Here is a 21631-nt window from a genome sequence, read left to right on the forward strand (position 1 = left end):
ACCTCAGGCGGGCGCTGCGACCTCAGCTGGCTTCCGCTCGCGGATGAGGAACCCGAACCCGAGCGCCACGAAGAACATCAGCACGCCGTAGACCGCGGCGGGCAGGCTCATCTCCACGCTGCCGATGACGGTCTGCGCGATGACGATCGCGAGCGTCGCGTTGTGGATGCCGATCTCGAAGGAACTCGCGACCGACTGCGCACGCCCGACGCGGAGCAGGCGCGGCACCGCGAACCCGACGGCGAGGCTCAGCACGCAGAAGAGCACGGTGATGAGCGCGAGCGTGCCGGCGTTCGCGAGGAGCAGTTCGAGGTTGGTCGCGATGGCGCCCGCGATGACGATGACGAGGATGATCACCGAGGCGATGCGCACCGGCTTGTCCATGCGGTCGGCGAACGCCGGCTTCCACCAGCGCACGAGCATGCCGAGCACGACCGGGCCGAGCACGATGGCGAACACCTCGATCGTCTTCGCGAACTGCAGCCCGAGGCCGTCGTCGCCCGGCAGGAAGTACGCGATCGCGAGATTCGTGATGAGCGGCAGTGTGAACACGGCGAGCACCGAGTTCACCGCGGTGAGTGAGATGTTCAGTGCGACGTCGCCGCGGAAGAGATGGCTGTAGAGATTGGCGGTCGTGCCGCCGGGGGATGCCGCGAGCAGCATCATGCCCACCGCGAGCACCGGCGGCAGGCGGAACAGGAGCACGAGCCCGAAGCAGATGAGCGGCAGCAGAACGAGCTGGCAGCCGAGCGCGACGAGCACCGCCCGCGGCTCCTTCGCGACGCGGGTGAAGTCTCGCGGGGTGAGCGAGAGTCCGAGGCCGAACATGATGATGCCGAGCGCGACGGGCAGCCCGATCGTGGTCAAAGGACCCATGTGATGATCACTCCTTCGTGATGACGGTGGGAGACAGTCTCGTGGACGGGACAGCCCGCTGTCACCCGCGACTTCCGGGGCGCTCCGCGGCGTGCGCGGTGCAGCCCCGGTGGCGCGAATCCGCCGGTGATTCGTCTCGGTTAGAGTCGAGGCGAGTGCGCCGTCGCGACGCGCCGGAGGGAGCACGATGTCGGCGAGAGTTCGTATCGCGATGCTCGCGGCGTTCGGAGCGCTGCTGCCGCTGGCGGTGACCGCTCCGGTCGACACCGCGAACGCCACGGCCGCACCGACGAGCGTCATGGCCGCGGCCGCCGCGCCCGCGACGGCGGACTTCCCCGACGGCGTCACGCGTCTGAGCGGCGTCGACCGCTATGCGACCGCCGTCGCGGTCGCCGAGCGGTACTCACCCGGCGTGCCCGCCGTCTTCGTCGCCACCGGAGCCGACTTCCCCGACGCCCTCGCCGCGGCGAGCGGCGCAGCCGCAGCGGGCGGTCCGCTCCTCCTCACGACTCCGACCCGGCTGCCCGACACCGTGCGCCTCGAACTCCAGCGCCTGAAGCCGGCCCGCATCTACATCGCCGGCGGGACGGCGGTCGTGTCCACGGGCGTCGAGACGGCGTTGCGCAGAATCGCGCCGACGAAGCGGCTCGCGGGGGCCGAACGCTATTCGACGGCGCAGGCGATCGTCGATGCGAGTTTCACGAGCGCTGATCACGCGGTCATCGCGACCGGCCGCACCTTCCCCGATGCGCTCGCCGCGACCGGCGCAGCGGGCTCGCGTCGCGCCCCCGTCCTCCTCGTCGACGGCAGGTCCCCGCGCGTCGGCGCCCCCACCGTCGCAACCCTCCGCCGCCTCGGCGTACGGTCGGTGACGATCACCGGAGGAGCGAGCGTGGTGAGCAGCGGCATCCAGTCGCAGTTGACGTCTGCCGGGTACGCCGTCACCCGCTACGGCGGGACCGACCGCTACGAGACGGCCGCCCTGATCAACCGCGCCTACTTCCGCCCCGGCTCCTCGGCGACGAGCTTCCTCGCCACCGGAGCCGATTTCCCCGATGCGCTGGCGGCGGCGGCACTCGCCGGCCGGCTCGGCGCACCCCTCGACCTGACCTGGCGCAGCTGCGTCCCGCCGGCCGTGAACGACGGCATCCTCTCGGTCGGCGCGACGAGGCGTGCCGTGCTCGGCGGCACCGCCGTCGTCTCCCGAGCCGCGGCCGAGAACGTGCGCTGCGTCATTCCGACGACGAGCGAGCCCCTGGCCGATTGGGCCGTGTCGTCGTGGGACTTCGACGCAGACGCGCCCGCCCCGTACTCGGATCGGCCTCCCGTCGACGTCCGGAGCGATTCGATCACGCTCGACTCGACCGGGCTGCTCGTCTACCTGCGCATCGACAACCGGAAGCGCGCCGACCATCCCGTCGCATATGCGCAGTACGGCATCTCGGCGATGCTCGAATACGAGCGGACCGGCGACCAGATCTGGCTCGACCGGGCGATCCGCCACGGCCGGCAGCTCATCGCGATCAGGGTCGAGCGCGGCGAGGCCTGGTGGTACCCCTACCGATTCCCATGGACGTACTACGAGCGGACCCTGTCATCCCCCTGGTATTCGGCGATGGCGCAGGGACAGGCGCTCTCCCTCTTCGTCAGGCTCGCTGAGGCGACCGGCGAAACCCGCTGGGAGACGGCCGCCGACAAGACGTGGACGAGCTTCACCCAGCGCTACTCGTCGACCGCCCCCTGGTCGAGTCTCGTGATCGACGATCACCTGTACTTCGAGGAGTACGCGGGCGATCAGGTGCCGCTCACGGTGCTCAACGGGCAGATCTTCGCGATGTTCGGGCTCTACGACTACTGGCGGCACCGCGGCGGCGACCCGAAGGTGGGCGCCTACCTCGACGGCGGCGCGACGACGGTGCTCGCACGGATGATGCCGGCCGTTCGCGTGCCAGGTGGCGTCTCGTACTACTGCGTGCAGGCCGCGTACTGCCAGAACTCGCGCTGGCAGCACAAGACCTATCACGTCATCCACTCCTGGCAGCTCGACACGTTGTCGCGCCTCACCGGTGACGACCGATTCTCCACATGGGCGGCGCGGCTCCGCGACGACTGGGCACCCGCCGACGCTGCGCAGAGCTTCGAGCGGGCACAGGACGAGTGGATGCTGCCGGCGGGGTGACCCGTTGCCGCTGACCGATGGCAGCTCCCGGCGGTCGATGGCAGGCTGGGCGCATGGCGATCGAAGTACGGCCGGCGACGGTGTTCGACGACGCGGCCGCGGTGATCGGGCCGAAGAAGCCGACGTCGAACGTGTGCTTCTGCCTGAGCTACCGGCTGCGCTCCTCGAAGGAGAATCTCGCGCTCGTCGGGCCCGCTCGCGGCGAACGCGTGCGGGAGCTGTGCGCGCAGGCTCCCCCGCCGGGCGTGCTCGCCTACGACGGCGACGAACCGGTGGGCTGGGCGGCGGTGCATCCGCGTGCCGACACCGCCTTCGCGACGAACCGCAAGATCCCCCACGTCGACGAGCTCGACGTGTGGTCGGTCTGGTGCTTCCGTGTGCGGCCCGGCCATCGCGGCGAGGGGATCGTGCACCACCTGCTCGCGGGCGCGGTCGAGTTCGCGCGAGCGGGCGGCGCCCCGGCGATCGAGGGCTACCCGGTCGACAACGGGGGCGCGAAGGTCGACCTCACGATGGCGTACGTGGGCACGCGGAGCCTGTTCGAGCATGGCGGCTTCACGAAGGTCGCCGACACCGAGTCGGTGCTCAACCGCTTTCCGCGGGTGCTGATGCGGCTCGACCTCAGCTGAGACGACGTCTCCAGCGAAGTGGGCTATACATCCGATCTTTAATCGGGCAGTATGAGCGAGAGTCGCAGATTGACGATGATTCGCGACGATTCCGCACCGAAACACCAGATCAATGATGCTCCGGAGGTCCCCCCGCATGCTCGAACGCGAGATTCCGCGCCGCCGCGCCCTGCAGCTCGGCGGGCTCGTCGCCCTGACCCCGCTCGTTCCCCAGTTCCTCGCCGCCCAGCCGGCCGCCGCGCTCGTCGCCGGCCGGTCGGCCGCCGTCGGCGACGGCATCCCCGTCCCCGAGCTCTCGCCGAAGGCGCTCTGGTACGGCACGCCCGCGACCGACTGGGAGTCGCAGGCCCTGCCGATCGGCAACGGCCGTCTCGGCGCGAAGCTCTTCGGCAACCCCGACGAGGAGGTCGTGCAGTTCAACGAGCAGAGCCTCTGGGGCGGCCTCAACGACTACGACAACGCCCTCGCCGGCAGACCCGACGGCGCCTACGACACGAGCGTGACCGGCTTCGGTTCGTATCGCGACTTCGGCACGCTCACGATCGCGTTCGGCGGGCGCCCGAAGGTCACCGCACCGGGCGGCCCGTACAAGATCTGGGGCGCCGAAGACGTCGACAAGACCTACGACGGCAACAGCCAGACGAAGTGGTGCATCGACGGTCCGCCGGCGCACGTACTCTGGCAGGCCGAGCTGCCGACGGCCGCGGTCGTCACGTCGATCAGCCTCACGAGCGCGAACGACGTGCCCGACCGCGACCCGCAGGAGTGGCGCGTGCTCGGCTCGAACGACGGCAGCACCTGGGCGACGCTCGACGCGCGCACCGGAGCGCCGTTCGAGCAGCGCTTCCAGACCAAGAGCTACGAGTTCCAGAACACGAACGCCTACCGCATCTACCGCATCGACTTCGTGCCGAAGGCGGGGGTGAGCCACTTCCAGCTCTCCGAGATCGGGCTCGGCGGCGTCGAGCTCGCGCAGGGCGGCAGCGTCTACGTGTCGTCGCCCACCGACCACGCCGACTCGCTCGTCGGCAGCATCGACGGCGAGGCATCCACCGTCTGGCAGGTCGCCGACGCCGGGTCGGGTGCCGCGTGGCAGCTCGAGCTCGGCGCGAAACGGGCGCTCACCGGCTATGTGCTGACGAGTGCGCCCGACGCGCCCGAGGCCGACCCCCGCGACTGGGTGCTCGCCGCCTCGAACGACGGTGTCGCCTGGAAGACCCTCGACACGAAGTCGGGCGTCTCGTTCGCCGGCCGCGGCGAGGCGAAGAGTTTCTCCTTCGCGAACGCCACGTCGTACTCGCACTACCGGCTCACGTTCACCGCTCCCGGGGCGTTCCGTCTCGCCGGCGTCGCGTTCACCGGCAGTGGCTTCACCACCCGCGGCCAGCGCGCCGTGGTCGGGTACCGCCGCGCGCTCGACCCCACGGTCGGCGTGCACACCGCCCATTTCGCGACCGTCGCCGGCACCGTGCTGCGCGAGGCCTTCGCCAGCCGCGAGGCCGACGTCATCGTGCTGCGCTACACGAGCGACACCGCGGGCGCGCTGACCGGCACCGTCGGCCTCGCCTCCGAGCAGGCGAACTCGCCGACCTCGGTCGACGCGGCGGCCGGACGGCTCGGCTTCGCCGGCACGATGGCCAACGACCTCAGCCACGCGGCGACCGTGCGCATCGCCGAGACCGACGGCGTGGTCACCGCAGACGGCGCGGGCCTCCGTGTGACCGGGGCGTCGACGATCACCCTGCTCCTCGATGCGCGCACGGACTACAAGCTCAGCGCAGCCGACGGCTGGCGGGGCGCCGCACCGCAGCCGGGCATCGACGCCGCCCTCGACGCGGCCGGCGGGCGCAGCTTCGACGAGCTGCGCGACGAGCACGTCGCCCAGGTCTCGGAGCTCATGTCGCGTGCGGCGGTCCAGTGGGGCGAGACGGATGCCTCGGTGTTGGCGCTTCCCATGACGGCACGCCTCGCGCGGTACGGCGCCGGCGAGTCCGACCCGACGCTCGAGCAGTCGATGTACGACTTCGGCCGCTACCTGCTGCTGAGTTCGTCGCGGCCCGGCGGGCTGCCCGCCAACCTGCAGGGCCTCTGGAACAACAGCAACCAGCCGGCGTGGGCGAGTGACTACCACACGAACATCAACGTGCAGATGAACTACTGGGGTGCCGAGACGACCGACCTGCCCGAGGCGCACGAGGCGCTCGTCGCGTTCGTGCAGCAGGTGGCGGTGCCGAGCCGGGTCGCGACCCGCAACGCGTTCGGCGAGAACACCCGCGGCTGGACCGCCCGCACCTCGCAGAGCATCTTCGGCGGCAACTCGTGGGAGTGGAATACCGTCGCGAGCGCGTGGTACATGCAGCACGTGTACGAGCACTGGGCCTTCACGCAGGACAAGAAGTACCTGCGCGACGTCGCCTACCCGATGATCAAGGAGATCTGCGAGTTCTGGGAGGACCGCCTGAAGGAGCTGCCCGACGGCACCCTCGTGGCGCCCGACGGCTGGTCGCCCGAGCACGGGCCCCGCGAAGACGGCGTCATGTACGACCAGCAGATCATCTGGGACCTCTTCCAGAACTACCTCGACTGCGCCGACGCGCTCGACATCGACGCCGAGTACCGGGCGACGATCGCCGACCTGCAGTCCCGCCTGGCGCCGAACAAGATCGGCGGCTGGGGGCAGCTTCAGGAGTGGCAGGCCGACCGCGACAGCCCGACCGACATCCACCGCCACACCTCGCACCTGTTCGCGGTGTACCCGGGCCGGCAGATCACGACCTCCTCCCCCGAGTTCGCGGCGGCGGCGCTCGTGTCGCTCAAGGCGCGCTGCGGCGAGAAGGAGGGCGTGCCGTTCACCGCGGGCACCGTCTCGGGCGACAGCCGGCGCTCGTGGACGTGGCCGTGGCGCACCGCGCTCTTCGCCCGCCTCGGCGACGCCGAACGCGCGGGCATCATGGTGCGCGGGCTCATCACCTACAACACCCTGTCGAACCTGTGGTGCAACCACCCGCCGTTCCAGCTCGACGGCAACTTCGGCATCACCGGCGCGATCGCCGAGATGCTCGTGCAGAGCCATGACGGGGTCATCCGCCTGCTGCCGGCGCTGCCGGCCGACTGGGCGGCCTCGGGCTCGTTCACGGGGCTGCGCGCGCGCGGCGGCTACTCGGTGAGCTGCACATGGAAGGACGGCGGAATCGTCTCGTACGACATCGTCGCCGACCGCGCCCCGAACATGCGCAACGTCACGGTGGTCGTCGACGGCGAGCGGCGAAAGGTGAAGCCGGCGAACCCGAAGAACGGCAGGCCGATGCGCGAACTCGGTTCGGCCGATTGAGTCGCTCCCCGACGTCGTGAGCGAGGATGCCCCGGGCGGGAGCCCGGGGCATCCTCGCGTCTCGCGCCGCTTGATGAGAGTTCACTCATGCCTGGCCATCACCCGCCCGGGCCGCGGCAGACTGTTGGCATGAGACGCGGCGCGACGATCGCCGCCGTCACGGCCGCGGTCGCGACGGCGACCGTCGTCGGCGGGTTCACCGCGAATGCGCTGACTCCGCGCGACGAGGCCGGGCGGCCGGTGGAGGTCGCCCCGATCGAGGTCGAGGCACCGGCGACGACGGCTCCCCCGACGCCGTCCCCGACCGCTCCGGCACCACCGCCCCCCGACGATGACGACGACGAACCCGCGACCGTGACTCCCGCGCCGCCCGACGAACCCGACGACTCCGACGAGCCCGACGGCGACCCCGATGACGACGACCCCGATGCCGACGGCTGACCCCGAGTACGAGCTGCTGCATGCGGTCGCCGAGCTCAGCCGCCTGCACCTGCTCGACGCCGTACGAGTGCACGGCGAAGCCGGCCCCGACGGATTCGTCACCGGCTACCGGGTGCGGCTCGGCGACGAGACCGGGCAGCAGATCGAACGCCATGTCTACGTGACGACGTCCCCGCGCGGCGGCGAACGGCAGGGGGTCCTGCGGCTGCGCGACGAGTCGGGCGATGAACGGGCCGTCTGGGTCTACCCCAACGACCCCCGGCTGCCGGCACTCGTCGAGGCGGTCGTGCCGCCGCGAGCGCGACAGCTGCTCGCCGGGTTCGATCCGGCGTGGGCTGACGACGACGTCGACCCTCTCGACCTCACAATCGCGGCGTACCGCCCGGGCAAGCGCGCGGTCGTGCGAGCCGTGCGCGGTTCGCGGCGGGCCTACCTGAAGGTCGTGCGTCCCGGCGGTCGGGCCGAACGCATCCACGACCGCCATCGCGCCTGGCTCGCCGCCGGAATTCCGGTGCCGCCCGTACTCGGCTTCGTCGAGCGGGGAGTCATCGGTCTCGCCGAACAGCCCGGCCTGCCCGCCGTCGAAGTTCTCGACCGGGCCGACCCCGCATCGCTGCTCGGCGACGTCGACGCACTCCGACGGCGGATCGGCTCGGTGCCGAGCGAGGTCGAAGCCCGTGCCTCGCTCAGCACGCGCGTCGACTGGTACGCCCGCCGCGCCGCCGAACTCGCACCCGAGCTCGACAGGCGCATCCGAGGCATCCGCCGCTCGGTCTCGGCGAGGCTCGGCGCATCGACGCCCGATCGCGTGACGATCCACGGCGACCTCCATCTCGGTCAGCTCTTCGTCGACCCGGCCGCCCCAGAGCGCGTGGTCGGCCTCATCGACATCGATACCGCCGGCCTGGGCGACCCGGCCGACGACGAGGCCGCGCTGTGGGCGCATCTCGTCGCGACGGCGGCGCATGCGAGGGCGAGCGGTGCCGCCGCCACTGCGGCTCGGGCAGATCTCGTGGCCGACGCGGCGCAGGCACGGTGGGCGGGCGAGCACGACGATGCCGACCGTGCGCGGCGCATCGGCGCCATCGCGGCGACGCACCTTCTCGGCCACGCCCTGACCGGCAGCGTCGCGCCCCACGACGCCGTCGAGGGGGCCGAACTGCTCCTCGCTCGATGAGAGCTTCCTCATCGAGGCCTCCTCGTGCTCTCATCCGGCGCAACGACGCTGGGTGCATGGAGGGTTCGCCTCCCGGACAGAAGGAGAGATCATGCGCACCAGGACGAAGTGGATCGCGATCGGCGCGGCATCGACACTCGGACTCGGCATCACCGGGTTCGGCAGCATGGCGGCGTTCGCCGCCGACCGCGACGACACGAGCGGCGCGGTCGTGACCGACTCGACCGACTCGACCAAGCAGATCGGCAGCGCCGCGACCTCGACGACCCTCTCGGTCGCGACGCCGTCGACGGCCGCGTCACCGACGACCGCACCCACTCCCGCGACCGCGGTGACGCCGACGACCGCGGCCTCCCCGACGACCGCGGTGACACCGGTGACCCCCGCCTCGCCTGCCGAGCCCGCCTCGGCAACGACGCCCGCGACTCCGGCCTCGGCAGTGACCCCCGCGACTCCGGTCTCGCCGGTCTCCCCCGTGTCGCCCGCGTCGGCGAGCTGAACCCGCCGCTCGGCCGCCCGCGCCGGGGCCGCCCTCGCGGGCGCCCCGGCGTCTCGGCCCGGCCTGACGCGACGCCCCGCCGGCGTCAGACGAGGCGGTAACCGGCCCCGCGAACGGTCTCGATGCGTTCGGCTCCGAGCTTGTTGCGCAGGTACCGCACGTACACGTCGACGACGTTGCTGCCGGGGTCGAAGTCGACGCCCCAGACCCGGCTCAGCAGCTGCTCGCGGCTCAGCACCTGATCGGGGTGTCGCAGGAACTCCTCGGCGAGCGCGAACTCGCGCGCCGAGAGCTCGACGGTGCGACCGACGACCGACGCCCGTCTCGTGCGCAGGTCGAGCCGCAGCGTCCCGCGCCCGAGCTCCGAGCCGGTGCCGCTGTCGGCGTCGCGGAGCCGACTGCGCACTCGTGCGAGCAGCTCGTCGAACTTGAAGGGCTTCGGGATGTAGTCGTTCGCCCCGCCGTCGAGACCCGCGACGGTGTCGCTCGTCGAGGTGCGGGCGGTGAGCATGATGATGGGTACCGTCGCTCCCTCGCCGCGAGCGCGGCGCAGCACGGTGAAGCCGTCGAGCCCGGGAAGGCCCACGTCGAGCAGCACGAGGTCGATCGTGTCGCCGCGGATGAGTTCGAGCGCCTCCGTTCCGGTCGGGGCGACGACGACCTCGTATCCTGCGGCCCGGAGCCCCCGTTCGACGAAACGGGCGATGCCGGCCTCGTCCTCCGCTACCAGGATCCGACTCATGCGCCGTCCCCTCCGTCTGCGCGATCCCCGCGGTCGTTCGGCAGGATGATGACGAATCGCGACCCGACACTCGAACTCGACACCTCGACCCGCCCGCCGTGGGCGAGGGCGATCCCTTCGACGAGCGGCAGTCCGAGACCCGACCCGCGGATGCCTCTGCCGGTGTTCACCCGGCCGAACCGTTCGAAGATCCGGGCCTCCGCGCCGGGCGGGATGCCGGGGCCCTCGTCCTCCACCCAGAGCTGCACCGCGCCTTCGGCGCGCGAGCTGCCGATGCGCACCGGTGTGCCCTCCGGCGAGTACTTGGCGGCGTTGTCGACGAGCTGAAGCCACGCCTGGGTGATGCGTCGCGGATCGAGGTCGACGACGACGTCGGCGGTCGCGGCGAGCACCCAGTCGTGCCCGGCGATGACACTCGACTTGGCGTGCACCTCGCGGGTGAGCGCCGCGACGTCGACCGGCTCCACCGCCGGAGCGTCGTCGGGCAGTTCGGCGAGCAGTTCGATGCGGTCGACGAGCTCGGCCATGCGATCGAGCTCGTCGATCGCGAGTTCGCGGGTGGCGCGCACCTCCTCGGCGTCGGCCGGGTCGAGCAGTTCGAGATGGCCGCGAACGATCGTGATCGGGGTCTTCAGTTCGTGGCGCACGTCGTCGAGCAGGCGGCGCTGGCTCGTGATCGACCGGTCGAGCCGGTCGAACATGCCGTTCACGGTCTCGGTCAGGCGGCTGACCTCGTCGCGGCCGTGCACGGGGATTCGCTCGTCGAGCGCGTTCACCGTGATCCGCGAGGCCGCCGAGCTGAGGCGGCGCACCGGCTGGAGGAGCCGGCCGGCGACGAACCAGCCGACGAGGCCCGTGGCGATGACTGCGCCGGCCGCGATCACCGCATAGCTCGTGAAGGCCGCATCGAGGTCGGCGTGCGCGGCATCGAGGTCGAGCGCCACGACGTAGACGCCACGCTGCGGGTCGCCGGGAGCCGCGAGCGGGGCGGTCATGTAGCGCAGCCAGACGCCCGAGTCGACGAAGGTGCCGAGCTGCACCGCGTCACCCTCGACGGTCTCCGCCGCCGCGCGCTCGGCGAACCCCGGCACCGACTCGAGGTGGATCTCGCTCGCGACGCCGGGCACGAAGGCGACCCGCCCGTCGACGAGGCCGAGCGCGCCCTCGTGCTCGCCGGGCACGATGCGTTCGAGCACACCCCGCAGCGCGTCCCGGGTGGTCGCATAGCCGCCTCCGTGCGTCACCGCGGCTTCAGCCGATCCGACCGCGTCGCCGGAGTCGGGCCTGTCGTCGCCGACGACGGCGCGGGCACTCTCGACCCGCTGGAGCAGGCGGTCGTCGACCGCGTGGGCGATGCGGTCGCGCTGCACGAGGTACGCGGCGCCCCCGGCGAACACGAGGCCGACGAAGGCCACGCCGATGATCGACACGAGGATCCTCGTGCGCACCGAGCTCAACCCCATCGCTCCAGTATCCTCGCGCGTCCGTGGGGAGGGTCGGAAGATGAGAGAGCTCTCACGACGATCAGAGCATCGCGCCGACGAGCGCCTCGCCGAGCGGCGTGCGGAGGTGAATCATCTTCGCCCCGTCTCGGGTCGAAGTGACGAGACCGCCCTCCCTGAGCATGGAGAGGTGGTGCGACGCGGTCGAGACCGCGAGTCCCACGTCGGCCGCGACCTGCGACGTGGTGCGCGCGGTGTGTGCCCCGAGCAGGATCTCGGCGCGCGCCGCGCCGATGAGCGCACCGAGCGCAGCCGCGGTCGACGCAGGGTCGCGCGCCCACGTCTCGGTGACGCCCTGCGCAGGGTAGAACACGGTGGGCTGCGCGGGCGGCTCGGTGAGCACCATGCAGCCGTACGACGACATGACCGAGGGCACGAGCACGAGGCCTGAACCACGACAGTCGAGCACTTCGTGGTGGAGGCGCAGTTCGACACGCACGGCATCGTCGCTCCAGCTCACCGCGGGGTGCAGCTCGCCGACCATGGCCCCGACGCCGGCGGTCGCGATCCTCCGCGAACGCACGGCGATGTCGGCGCGCAGCAGGCGCTCGAGCTGGGTCCACACGGGCGCGAGCACCGACGCCCACACCTCGCGCCACGCGTCGGCGATCATCGCCCGCGCCCGTTCGGGCTCGTCGATCATCCGCCGGATCGCCTGCTGCCGCGCCCCCTCCGACCGCGCGACCATCTTGTGCAGGTCGACGAGCATCGGCTCGACGGGCGCGACGCGCATCCTGGCCGCCTCCTCCTCGGGTTCGAGATCCCAGCCGGGCTCGGAGGTGAGGAAGTCGGGCATGTACCCGTCGACACCGATGACGACGGCGAGCAGTTCGAACGCGTCGCGCGGCACCCCTGCCCGTACCGCACGCAGCCACCCCCATTGCAGCGGGTGCGCCTCGGGGCGCTGCAGCACGCGCACCGCGTGGCTGAGTTCGTGCCCCGGTGAGACGCCGAACCTGATGGCCGAGATATCGCCCGGGGCCAACCGGAACTCCGCATAGTTTCGAGTCACATCGAAACTCTAACGCTCGAGGATGCCTCGGGCGGAGGCTGTTCGCAGAACGAACCGGGGCCGACGCCGAGGCATCCGACCCGACCGAACCGACCGAAGGAGCCACCGTGAACGCCGCCGAGATCACCCTCTCCCCCACCATGACCCCGACCGTGACGCCACGGGTCGTGGCCGCCGACGAACTGCGCATCGGCAGCGGCCGCACCCGCCGCTTCGTCGGCCTCGAGCACGGCGCGCGCATCTCGTACTTCTTCGTCGACAACGAGCCCGGCGAAGGTGCCGATCTGCACTGGCATCCGTACAGCGAGACGTGGATCGTGCTCGAGGGCACAGCGCGCATCACCGTCGGCGACACCGAGCTCATCGCCCGAGCCGGCGACACCGCCACCGCACCGGCCGGAGTCTGGCATGGTTTCACGAACGCCGGAGACGGGCGGCTCAAGCTCATCGGCATCCACGCCGCCGAGACGATCGTGCAGACCTGGGCCGAGTGACCCGACAGACCATCCGACCAGACCCGCCGAAGGAGAACCCCATGTCGTTCCAGTCCTACCTCGACAACATCGAGGCGAAGACCGGCCTCACGCCGCGCCAGATCGTCGACCTCGCCGGTGAGCGCGGCTTCGACGCTTCGACGAAGGCCACCCCGATCGTCGCGTGGCTGAAGGAGGACTACGGCCTCGGGCAGGGCCACGCGATGGCGCTCGTGCACGTCATCACGAAGGGACCGCAGATCAGCATCAAGCACGTCGGCACCGACGGCGTGCACCGCGACGCCACCGACACGCTCTGGCTCGACGGCAAGGCGACGAACCCGAACCGGTAGGCCGCCGGCTCAGAGCCGTTCCGCGATGCGCTGCAACGCAGCAGGCGGCACGAGCCCCGCGGTCACGGTCGCGATCTGCACGAGCGTCATACCGAGCGCTTCGTCGGGCAACGGCCCGTCGACGATCGCACCGAGTTCGTCGCGCAGCACGGAGCGCACGGCCCCATCGGCGAGGAGTTCACGCACGGTGCGCGTTCCGAGCACGGTGTCGGCGAGCGCGGCGAGGTCGAAGGCATCGGCCGCAGTCGCGACCGCACCGACGCCGGCGGATGCCTCGAGCTCACGCCCGAGCACGAGGTGCTCCGCGCCGGGCTCGCTGTCGAGCGGCAGCCCGAGCCGTTCGTACTGCTCACGCGGAGCATCGCTCGCCCGCATCAAGTCGACGAGCAGGCCGAGCATGCGCAGCTCGAGCTCGTCGTCGACGAGCGGAGACTCCTGGAGGGGGTCCTGCTCCAGGTCGAAGAGCATCGACCCGAACGCCGCGGAGTTCACCGGCGACAACGCCGGCACCTTGAGCAGCGGCATCCCCTTGGTGAACCCGGACGGGCCGGCGAGGGTCGCCGACGCGAGCAGCTCGGTGCCGAACCGACCGCGCATGTTCGTCGGCATGAGCGTGTATTCGGCGAGCGGCTGGTTGTCCGGCGTGGTCGATGCCCGCATGTAGACGTGGCGCCCGTCGGTCACGCTGACGTGCCCTCCATGGATGCCGAAGAGCGCTGCCTCGCGCAGCGGGGTGTCGTCGGCGATCACCGGCGCGAGCGAGCGACCCTGCATGTCGCGGGTGCGGTCCAGCCCGAAGAACTCGAGCAGGGTCGGGCCGAAGTCGATCGTCTGCACGAGCCCCTGGCGGGTCTCGCCGGCGACGCCGGTCCGCGGGTCCCAGACGAACAGCGGCGTGTGGATCGTCTCGTCGTAGAACGGCGGCACGTTCTTGCCGAGCCACTCGTGCTCGCCGAGGAGCAGCCCGTGGTCGGTGCACACGATCAGCATCGTGTCGTCCCACAGTTCATGCTCGTCCATCGCGTCGAGCACCCGCCCGAGCGAGCGGTCGCACATCGACAGGAGTGCTCTGTACCGGTCGCGGAGGTGCTCGAGTTCGCCGTCCGACTCGGTCACCGGCTTGTAGTCGGGCCAGTCGAAGTCGAAGCCCGACTCGACGGTGGGGGTGGCGTAGAGATCGTGGTACCGCGCGTAGCTGAAGAAGGGCTCGTGCGGGTCGAATGTCTCGATCTGCAGCATCCACCCGTCGTCGGCATGGTTCACCTCGATGAACTCGAGCCCGGCGTCGAAGGTGCGCGTCTGCGGGTGGTCGCTCTCGTCGCGGAAGTGCTGCCGGTTCACCGCGTCCTGCCGGCGCAGCGTCCGGTTGCTCGCGTACGGCGAGACGTTCGCGAGGTCGGGGTCGGCCAGCTGCCCCTTCCACTCGTCGCCCTCCTGGCCGCGGAAGAACTCGAACGTCGAGAACCGCGGGTGATACGTCGCCCCGCCGTCGAGCCAGTAGTGCTGGTGGTCGGTGACGAGATGCGTGTGCACGCCGGCCTCGCCGAGCAGTTGCGGCACCGAGTCGTCGAACGGCTCGAGCGGCCCCCAGCCCCGATGCAGGAAGTTGTACCGGCCCGTGTGCATCTCGCGGCGGCTCGGCATGCACGGCATGCTGCCCCCGTAACAGTGCAGGAACTGCGCGGTGCGGGCGGCGAGCCGATCGAAGTTCGGGGCGTGCACGCCCTCTGCTCCGTACGGCGGCAGGAATCGCCGGTTCAGGGTGTCGAACATGACGACGATGGCCTTCACGTGGTGCTCCTCAGGGGTCGAAGGGGGTCGAAGGGGGTCGAAGGGGGTCGGCGCTCAGCGAACGGAGCGCACCCGGAAGACGGCAAGCCCCCCGAGCAGGATCACGACCGCCGCGGCGACGTAGAGTTCGCTGAAGCCGGCCGCGGCGAGCGCGGCCCAGCCGATCAGCGGTGCGATGGGCAGATGCTGGATCGCGTTGACGATGCCGAGGTCGCGCGCGCGGGTGCGCTCGTCGGGCAGCACATCGGTGAGCAGTGCCTGGTCGACCGCGAGGAAGAGCCCGTAGCCGAGCCCGAGCAGCACTGCGGCGACGATGCTCGCGGGCCAGCTCGGTACGAATGCGAGCACGAGCGCCGCCGCCGCCTGGAGACCGGCCGAGATCGCGACGAGCACCCGGCGCGAACGGAACCGGTCGGTGAGTCGACCGCCCGCCCACGAGGCGAGCCCCGAGGCGACGAGGTATACGAGGATGAGCGACATGAGCGCTCCCTCGGCGTCCGGGAGACCGAGCGCGTCGGAGAGGAAGAAGAGCAGATACGTCGTGCCGACGAGATTGCCGGCGTTCACGAGCACTCGCGAGACCGTCACCCAGCCGAAGTCGCGGTACGCGGCGAGGGGAGGCCGACCCCGTCGTGGGGCGGTGAGGGCGGCCTCGTGTCCGTCGGTCTCGGCGCGAGCGCGCGCGACGGGCTCGCGGAACCCCAGCAGGAACGGCAGGGGTGCCGCGAGGGCGATCATCGCGATGACGGCCCAGCTCCACGCGACATCGGTGACGAGTTCGGTGACGATGAGCATGCCGCCTGCGAGTGCGATGACCTGCGGAATGCCCATCGCCGCCGACGCGCGCCCGCGCTGGGCGATGGGCACCTGGTCGGCGATCATCGCCGAGAGCGAGACGAGCACGGCCGACTGTCCGAGGGCGACCACGCCGAGCAGCACCGCGGCCGACTGCCACGAGACCTGGGCGCCGACGAGTGCGAACGGCACGGATGCCACGACGAAACCGCCGAGCGCCCAGGATCGACGACGGCCGAACCTCGGATTGCTGCGATCGCAGAGCCAGCCGATGACGGGTACCGCGAGGAGGACGACCACGCCGGTCTCGGCGATGAGGAACGATCCGACGCCGACCTTTTCGGCCGGGTCGAGAATGCTCGCGAGCTTCACGATGAGGTACTGGCCCGGCAGCATCATGAGCAGCCAGAACGCGAACCAGGCGCCGCCGAATCCAATGAACCACCAGCGGCTCAAAGGCGTGCGGGCATCGGCGGAGAATCCCCTGCCGGCGGCTTCTGCGGCGAGCGTGGCGGGGGTGAGGTCGTGCGTCATTGCGCTCCCGGGGCGGACCTCGATGTCCGCTGATCGACTCAGCAAGTGGGACAAATGACCCACTTCATCGACTGTAGGCGCCGGCCCGATCGAGCGCAAGGGACGGATTCGGCACCCGACCGTCGCAGGGCGGACGGCGTCCATGCGTGGCATCCGCTCGCAGCCGACTCACCGTTCGAGGCCCTAGGCTCGATGGCACCGCAAACCTGATCTGCAGAGGAGCCCGCCTGCCATGAGCGACGCCGCGAACCTTGACGTCTTCGACCGCCGCGAGTCCGAGGTGCGCGGCTACGTGCGGTCGTTCCCGACGGTCTTCGACCGCGCGACGGGCTCGACCCTCGTCGACGCCGACGGCCGCGAGTACCTCGACTTCTTCGCCGGCGCGGGCGTCCTGAACTACGGGCACAACAATCCGGCGTTCACGAGCGCGCTGATCGAGTACCTCGAGCGCGGCGGCATCATCCACGGGCTCGACATGGCGACCTCGGCCAAGCGGGCCTTCATCGAGGCGTTCGAGCGGCTCATCCTCGAGCCCCGCGGCCTCGACCACAAGCTGCAGTTCACGGGCCCGACCGGTGCGAACGCCGTCGAGGCGGCGCTCAAGGTCGCTCGCCAGGCGACCGGCCGTTCGACGGTCGTGGCGTTCACGAACGCCTTCCACGGGTTGAGCCTCGGCGCACTCGCCGCAACCGGCAACAGCCACTACCGCGCGGCCGCGGGCGTCTCGCTCGACGACATCGTGCGCCTCCCCTACGACGGCTACCTCGGCGACGACGTCGACACCCTCGACCTCTTCGAGAAGATGCTCGACGACCCGGGCTCGGGCCTCGACCTGCCCGCCGCGGTCATCGTCGAGGCGGTACAGGGCGAGGGCGGCATCAACGTCGCGAGCGTGCCGTGGCTCCAGCGTCTCCGCGCGATCACGGCCGAGCGCGGCATCCTGCTCATCCTCGACGAGATCCAGGCGGGCGTCGGCCGTACCGGCGCGTTCTTCGCGTTCGAGGCCGCGGGCATCGTGCCCGACCTCGTCACCGTGTCGAAGTCGATCTCGGGCTCGGGCCTGCCGATGTCGCTCGTGCTGCTGCGCCCCGAGGTCGACGTGTGGAAGCCGGGTGCCCACACCGGCACCTTCCGCGGCAACAACCTCGCCTTCGTCTCGGCGCGCGTCGCCCTCGAGAACTACTGGGCCGACGACGAGTTCGTCGACGTGATCGCCCGCACCTCCTCGCTGCTCGCCGCCGAGCTCGAGGAGATCGCCGCGGCCAACCCCTCGCTCGGCCTCACGGCGCGCGGCCGCGGCCTCATGTACGGCCTCGTCTGCGATGCCGACCCGACGCTCGCCGGCCGCATCTCGAAGGAGGCGTTCACACGCGGCCTCGTGATCGAGACCTCGGGTGCCCACGACGAGGTGCTGAAGTTCCTGCCCGCGCTCACGATCGGCGAAGACGAACTGCGTCGCGGGCTCGCGATCGTGCGCGAGAGCCTCGCCGCGGTGCTCGAGGCCTGAGCAAGCGATCGCGGTCGACGACATGACCGAGCCGGATGCCTCGGGCACGCCCCGCGTGCTCGGGGCCACCGTCGACGACGAGACCCGGTGCGTGCACTACCGCACCGAGCTCGACATCGTCGCGATCCGCTTCGCCTGCTGCGGCGAGTACTACCCCTGCCACGCCTGCCATGAGGAGGCCGCCGATCACCCGGCCGAGCAGTGGCCGCTCTCCGAGCGCGGGCGCGAGGCGGTGCTCTGCGGTGTGTGCCGCGCCGAACTGACGATCGACGCGTACCTCGTGGTCGACGCCTGCCCCGTGTGCGCGTCGCGCTTCAACGAGCGCTGCCGCTTGCACACCCACCTCTATTTCGAGACCGAGCGCGGGGCCGCGGCGGCCGCGCTCGCGACGGCGCCGACCCGCAGCGTCGCGAGCGAAGGGTCGACGGCCCCGCGAACGTAGCCCCGCCGTCGCCGCGAGTCACCGGTCTCGGCCGGCGGGGGGCGGAGCTCAGCCGCGCTCGACGCCGGCCGCCGCCGGCTCCGGCGCGGGCGCGGACGACCCGGCCGCGGTGGCGTCGGCCGCGCCGTGCACCGGGTGCGTGCGCTCGAGGGCCGCACCCTCGACGTCGACGTCGGGCAGAATGCGGTCGAGCCACTTCGGCAGCCACCACGCCTTCTCACCGAGCAGGTGCATGATCGCGGGGATCAGCAGCATGCGCACCACGAAGGCGTCGAGCAGCACGCCCGCCGCGAGGCCGAAACCGAGCGGGCGCACCATCGTGAGGTGCGAGAACACGAAGCCGCCGAACACCGACGCCAAGATGATGGCTGCCGCAGTGACCACCGCTCGACCGCCCCGCAGGCCCGCGACCACCGCCGTGCGTGCCGGCGCGCCGTGCACCCAGGCCTCGCGCATGCCCGAGACGAGGAACAGCTGGTAGTCCATCGCGAGCCCGAACAGCACGCCCATGACGATGATCGGTGCGAAGTTCAGCACGGGCCCGGGATCGTGCACGTCGAAGAGCGCCCCGAGCCATCCCCATTGGAAGATCGCGACGACCGCGCCGAACGCGGCGAACAGCGAGAGCACGAAGCCCGCGGTCGCGATGAGCGGCACGAGGATCGAGCGGAACACGAGGATGAGGATGAGCATCGACAGGCCGACGACGAGGCCCAGGTAGAGCGGCAGCACGTTCGCGAGCTTCTCGGAGATGTCGATGTTGCCGCTCGCCTGGCCCGCGACGCCGAGTGCGAGTCCGCCGGAGCCGTCGAGGCCCGCGTCGGCGGCGTCGAGCGGGGTCAGTGCCCGGAGTTCGTGCACGAGCGCTTCGGTCGACTCGCTCGAGGGGCCGTCGCTCGGCACCACCTGGAAGGCCAGGAAGTCACGGTCGTCGGAGACGCCGACGGGCGCGACCGCGACGACGCGGGGCTGGTCGAGCAGCAGCTCAGCGAGCTCCGCCTGCGCCGGCGTCACGCCGTCGTCGTCGAGCTTCTCCGGCAGCGCGACCGTCACGAGCAGGGTGCCGTTCTGTCCGGCGCCGAACGCGTCGGCGACGGCCGTGTACGCCCGGTACTGCGTCGAGTCCGCGGCCTCGGACGAGCCGTCGGGCAGGCCCAGCCGCATCGACAGCGCAGGGATGGCGACGACGAGCAGTGCGACGATCGCGATGCCTGCGCGCAGCAGGGCGCGCGAGGTCTTCATCGGCTTCAGCTCGGGCTCGGTGTGCGCGGCGTGCCCGATCTGCGCGCGAGCGCGACGGCTCAACACCCGCAGGCCGATGAGACCGAGCAGCGCGGGGCTCAGGGTGACCGCGACGAGCACGGCGATGAGCACGCACACCGCACCGACCGTTCCCATGACGCCGAGGAACGGGATGCCCGTGACGTTCAGCGCGAGCAGGGCGACGAGCACGGTCGAGCCGGCGAAGACGACGGCGTTGCCCGAGGTGCCGTTCGCGAGCGCGATCGACTCGTCGAGCTCCATGCCGGCGAGCAGCTGGCGGCGGTGACGGTTGAAGATGAAGAGCGCGTAGTCGATGCCGACGGCGAGGCCGAGCATCACGCCGAGCACCGGGGTGACCGACGACATGTCGACGACGCCCGAGAAGGCGAGCGAGCCGGCGACGCCGACGCCGACGCCGACGAGCGACGACAGGATCGGCAGCACCGCGGGCAGCAGTGCGCGGAACATCACGATGAGCACGAGGAGCGCGAGCACGACGCCGATGACCTCGCCGGGCCCGATGAGGCCGGCGATCGAGGCGGCGATCTCGCTCGAGTAGTCGATGCTCACCCCCTCGATGTCGGCGCCGTCGAGTTCGGCGGCGACGGCCGACTTCTGCTCGTCGGGGAGGCTGAACAGGTCCTCCTCGAACATTACCGCGCCGAGGGCGGTCGTCTCGTCGTCGGAGACCGTCTGAATCTCGGATGCCGCCTCGGCGAGCCGCACGCCGGCGTCGAGCTGCACGCCCTGCGCCGCGAGCTCCGCGGCGCCGGAGCTCAGTTCGGCCCGGTTCGCGTCGAGCTCGGCCTGTCCGGCGTCGAGCTGAGCCTGCTGGGCCGCGAACTGCTCTGCGGCGAACTCGAGGGTGCCGTCGGCATCGGCTTGGGCGACCGCCGCGTCGAGCTGGGCCTGGCCCGCGTCGAGCTGCTGCTGAGCGGCGTCGAGCCGGGCCTCGCCGGCGTCGAGCTGCTGCGCCGCAGCATCGAGCTGCGCGGCGCCGTCGTCGAGCTGGGCCTGCGCCTCGTCGCGCTCGGCCTGTGCGACGAAGGGGTCGACGACGGTCGCGACACCGTCGAGCTTCGCGATGCGCCCGAGCAGCGCACCGATCTCGGCCTGCTGCTCCTCGGTGAATGCCTCGCCGTCGTCGGCCTGGAAGACGACGGTGCCGGTTGCGCCGCCCAGGTCGTCGAGCTCGCCCTGCAGTTCCGCGGTCACCCGGTCCGTCTCGGTGCCGGGAATGCTCATGCTCGAGGTCAGGGTGCCGCCGAAGGCGAGGAAGCCGCCCGCGGCAAGCCCGAGCGCGACGACCCAGGCGACGACGATGCGCCACGGCCGGTGGGCGGCGAAGCGCCCGAGGCGATAGAGGAGTTCGGCCATGGCGATGCTGCCCTTTCGAGTCGCGGAGGAGGCGGCGCTTCGTCGGGCCTCGTCAAGAGGAACCGACATCTGTCGGATTTCCGACCAATGTCGGAGAACTTCGGGCGGGCGGCACCGGAGAGCGCCGCCCGACTGAAAGAATCCCCGTATGGACGTCCGCATCGAACGCACTCGCCGTGCGCTGCAGGCGGCCCTCTTCGACCTCGCCCGCGAACGCCCGCTCGACGAGCTCACGGTCGCCGACATCGCGGCGCGTGCCGGGGTCAACCGGTCGAGCTTCTACCAGCACTACGCCGACAAGGAGACGTTGCTCGCCGACGCGCTCGACGCCGCGGCGGAGGCGGCGGGCGCCTCGGTCCCCCGCGTGCTGAGACCGGGCTCCGCACCGCCGCAAGCCCTCTTCGACTACCTCCGGCACTTCGACGAGAACGCCGAGGTGTACCGGCGGGTACTCGGCCCGCAGGGCTCCGCGGTCGTGATGAGCCGCCTCCGCGCACGCCTCGAGACCATCGTGCGCGAGGGGATCGAAGCCTCCGGATCCCGCGTGTTCGACGGGCTCCCCCTCGACGTCGTCGGGGCGGGCATCGCGGGTACCGCGCTCGGCGTGATCGAGGCGTGGCTCGCACGCGACCCCCGGCCGCCGGTCGAGACCGCCGCCGAGTGGCTGTGGCGGGTGCTCCTCGGCCCCGGTGACGCCTGGCGGTGAGT

18 protein-coding genes are annotated in these 21631 nt (G+C 71.2%); 11 read left to right on the forward strand and 7 right to left on the reverse strand.

Annotation, left to right across the window (positions count from 1 at the left end):
- Positions 1-3 precede the first annotated feature (3 nt).
- A complete protein-coding gene (locus H516_RS0114390; protein WP_026378821.1) occupies positions 4-876 on the reverse strand; it encodes a bile acid:sodium symporter family protein in 873 nt (290 codons plus the stop codon).
- Positions 877-1063: 187 nt separating this feature from the next.
- Between H516_RS0114390 and H516_RS0114395 the strand changes: the two genes are divergently transcribed.
- From H516_RS0114395 to H516_RS0114420, 6 genes are all read left to right on the forward strand, one after another.
- Complete coding sequence (locus tag H516_RS0114395) at positions 1064-3055, forward strand: cell wall-binding repeat-containing protein (protein WP_084620717.1); 1992 nt, start codon at positions 1064-1066, stop codon at positions 3053-3055.
- A 53-nt stretch (positions 3056-3108) separates the two neighbouring features.
- Positions 3109-3684, forward strand: coding sequence for a GNAT family N-acetyltransferase (locus H516_RS0114400; protein WP_022890411.1), 576 nt, complete (start codon positions 3109-3111; stop codon positions 3682-3684).
- Positions 3685-3820: 136 nt separating this feature from the next.
- Positions 3821-7015: a glycosyl hydrolase family 95 catalytic domain-containing protein gene (locus H516_RS20345; protein ID WP_022890412.1), complete on the forward strand. Its 3195-nt coding sequence runs from the start codon at positions 3821-3823 to the stop codon at positions 7013-7015.
- A gap of 129 nt (positions 7016-7144) precedes the next feature.
- The gene (locus H516_RS0114410; protein ID WP_022890413.1) at positions 7145-7456 is read left to right on the forward strand and encodes a hypothetical protein; all 312 of its coding nucleotides are present in this window, start codon (positions 7145-7147) and stop codon (positions 7454-7456) included.
- Positions 7428-8633, forward strand: a complete 1206-nt coding sequence (locus tag H516_RS21435; protein ID WP_022890414.1) for an aminoglycoside phosphotransferase family protein — start codon at positions 7428-7430, stop codon at positions 8631-8633. Before H516_RS0114410 ends, H516_RS21435 begins: the two co-directional genes overlap by 29 nt.
- 91 nt (positions 8634-8724) lie before the next feature.
- Positions 8725-9132 carry a hypothetical protein gene (locus tag H516_RS0114420; RefSeq protein ID WP_022890415.1) on the forward strand — a complete coding sequence of 136 codons (408 nt, stop codon included), beginning with the start codon at positions 8725-8727 and terminating at the stop codon, positions 9130-9132.
- A gap of 85 nt (positions 9133-9217) precedes the next feature.
- Here the strand turns inward: H516_RS0114420 and H516_RS0114425 are convergent, their stop codons facing one another.
- From H516_RS0114425 to H516_RS0114435, 3 genes are all read right to left on the reverse strand, one after another.
- The gene (locus tag H516_RS0114425; protein ID WP_022890416.1) at positions 9218-9874 is read right to left on the reverse strand and encodes a response regulator transcription factor; all 657 of its coding nucleotides are present in this window, start codon (positions 9872-9874) and stop codon (positions 9218-9220) included.
- Positions 9871-11337, reverse strand: a complete 1467-nt coding sequence (locus tag H516_RS0114430) for a sensor histidine kinase (RefSeq protein ID WP_022890417.1) — start codon at positions 11335-11337, stop codon at positions 9871-9873. The genes H516_RS0114425 and H516_RS0114430 overlap by 4 nt, the downstream gene beginning before the upstream one ends.
- 61 nt (positions 11338-11398) lie before the next feature.
- Positions 11399-12388 carry an ArsR/SmtB family transcription factor gene (locus H516_RS0114435; RefSeq protein WP_026378822.1) on the reverse strand — a complete coding sequence of 330 codons (990 nt, stop codon included), beginning with the start codon at positions 12386-12388 and terminating at the stop codon, positions 11399-11401.
- A 107-nt stretch (positions 12389-12495) separates the two neighbouring features.
- On the opposite strand from H516_RS0114435, the gene H516_RS0114440 reads away from it, so the two are divergent.
- Both H516_RS0114440 and H516_RS0114445 read left to right on the forward strand, forming a co-directional pair.
- Positions 12496-12882: a cupin domain-containing protein gene (locus tag H516_RS0114440; protein ID WP_022890419.1), complete on the forward strand. Its 387-nt coding sequence runs from the start codon at positions 12496-12498 to the stop codon at positions 12880-12882.
- A gap of 41 nt (positions 12883-12923) precedes the next feature.
- Positions 12924-13214 carry a DUF4287 domain-containing protein gene (locus H516_RS0114445; RefSeq protein ID WP_022890420.1) on the forward strand — a complete coding sequence of 97 codons (291 nt, stop codon included), beginning with the start codon at positions 12924-12926 and terminating at the stop codon, positions 13212-13214.
- A 9-nt stretch (positions 13215-13223) separates the two neighbouring features.
- Here the strand turns inward: H516_RS0114445 and H516_RS0114450 are convergent, their stop codons facing one another.
- Both H516_RS0114450 and H516_RS20355 read right to left on the reverse strand, forming a co-directional pair.
- Positions 13224-15005, reverse strand: a complete 1782-nt coding sequence (locus H516_RS0114450; protein WP_022890421.1) for a sulfatase — start codon at positions 15003-15005, stop codon at positions 13224-13226.
- A gap of 54 nt (positions 15006-15059) precedes the next feature.
- A complete protein-coding gene (locus tag H516_RS20355; RefSeq protein ID WP_022890422.1) occupies positions 15060-16334 on the reverse strand; it encodes an MFS transporter in 1275 nt (424 codons plus the stop codon).
- 232 nt (positions 16335-16566) lie between these two features.
- Between H516_RS20355 and ectB the strand changes: the two genes are divergently transcribed.
- Together ectB and H516_RS20360 are read left to right on the forward strand one after the other, a co-directional pair.
- On the forward strand, positions 16567-17841 hold the full coding sequence (ectB, locus tag H516_RS0114460) for a diaminobutyrate--2-oxoglutarate transaminase (protein WP_022890423.1): 1275 nt from the start codon (positions 16567-16569) through the stop codon (positions 17839-17841).
- Between the two features lie 22 nt (positions 17842-17863).
- Positions 17864-18283 (forward strand): CHY zinc finger protein, encoded by a 420-nt coding sequence (locus tag H516_RS20360; RefSeq protein WP_022890424.1) that lies wholly within the window; start codon positions 17864-17866, stop codon positions 18281-18283.
- A 48-nt stretch (positions 18284-18331) separates the two neighbouring features.
- Here H516_RS20360 and H516_RS0114470 read toward each other — a convergent pair whose 3' ends face one another.
- The gene (locus tag H516_RS0114470) at positions 18332-20923 is read right to left on the reverse strand and encodes an MMPL family transporter (RefSeq protein ID WP_022890425.1); all 2592 of its coding nucleotides are present in this window, start codon (positions 20921-20923) and stop codon (positions 18332-18334) included.
- A gap of 148 nt (positions 20924-21071) precedes the next feature.
- Here H516_RS0114470 and H516_RS20365 point away from each other — a divergent pair, with 148 nt between their 5' ends.
- The gene (locus tag H516_RS20365; protein WP_022890426.1) at positions 21072-21629 is read left to right on the forward strand and encodes a TetR/AcrR family transcriptional regulator; all 558 of its coding nucleotides are present in this window, start codon (positions 21072-21074) and stop codon (positions 21627-21629) included.
- Positions 21630-21631 lie beyond the last annotated feature (2 nt).

The organism is Agromyces italicus DSM 16388 (assembly GCF_000421545.1).
In the GTDB taxonomy this organism is placed as follows: Bacteria; Actinomycetota; Actinomycetes; order Actinomycetales; family Microbacteriaceae; genus Agromyces; species Agromyces italicus.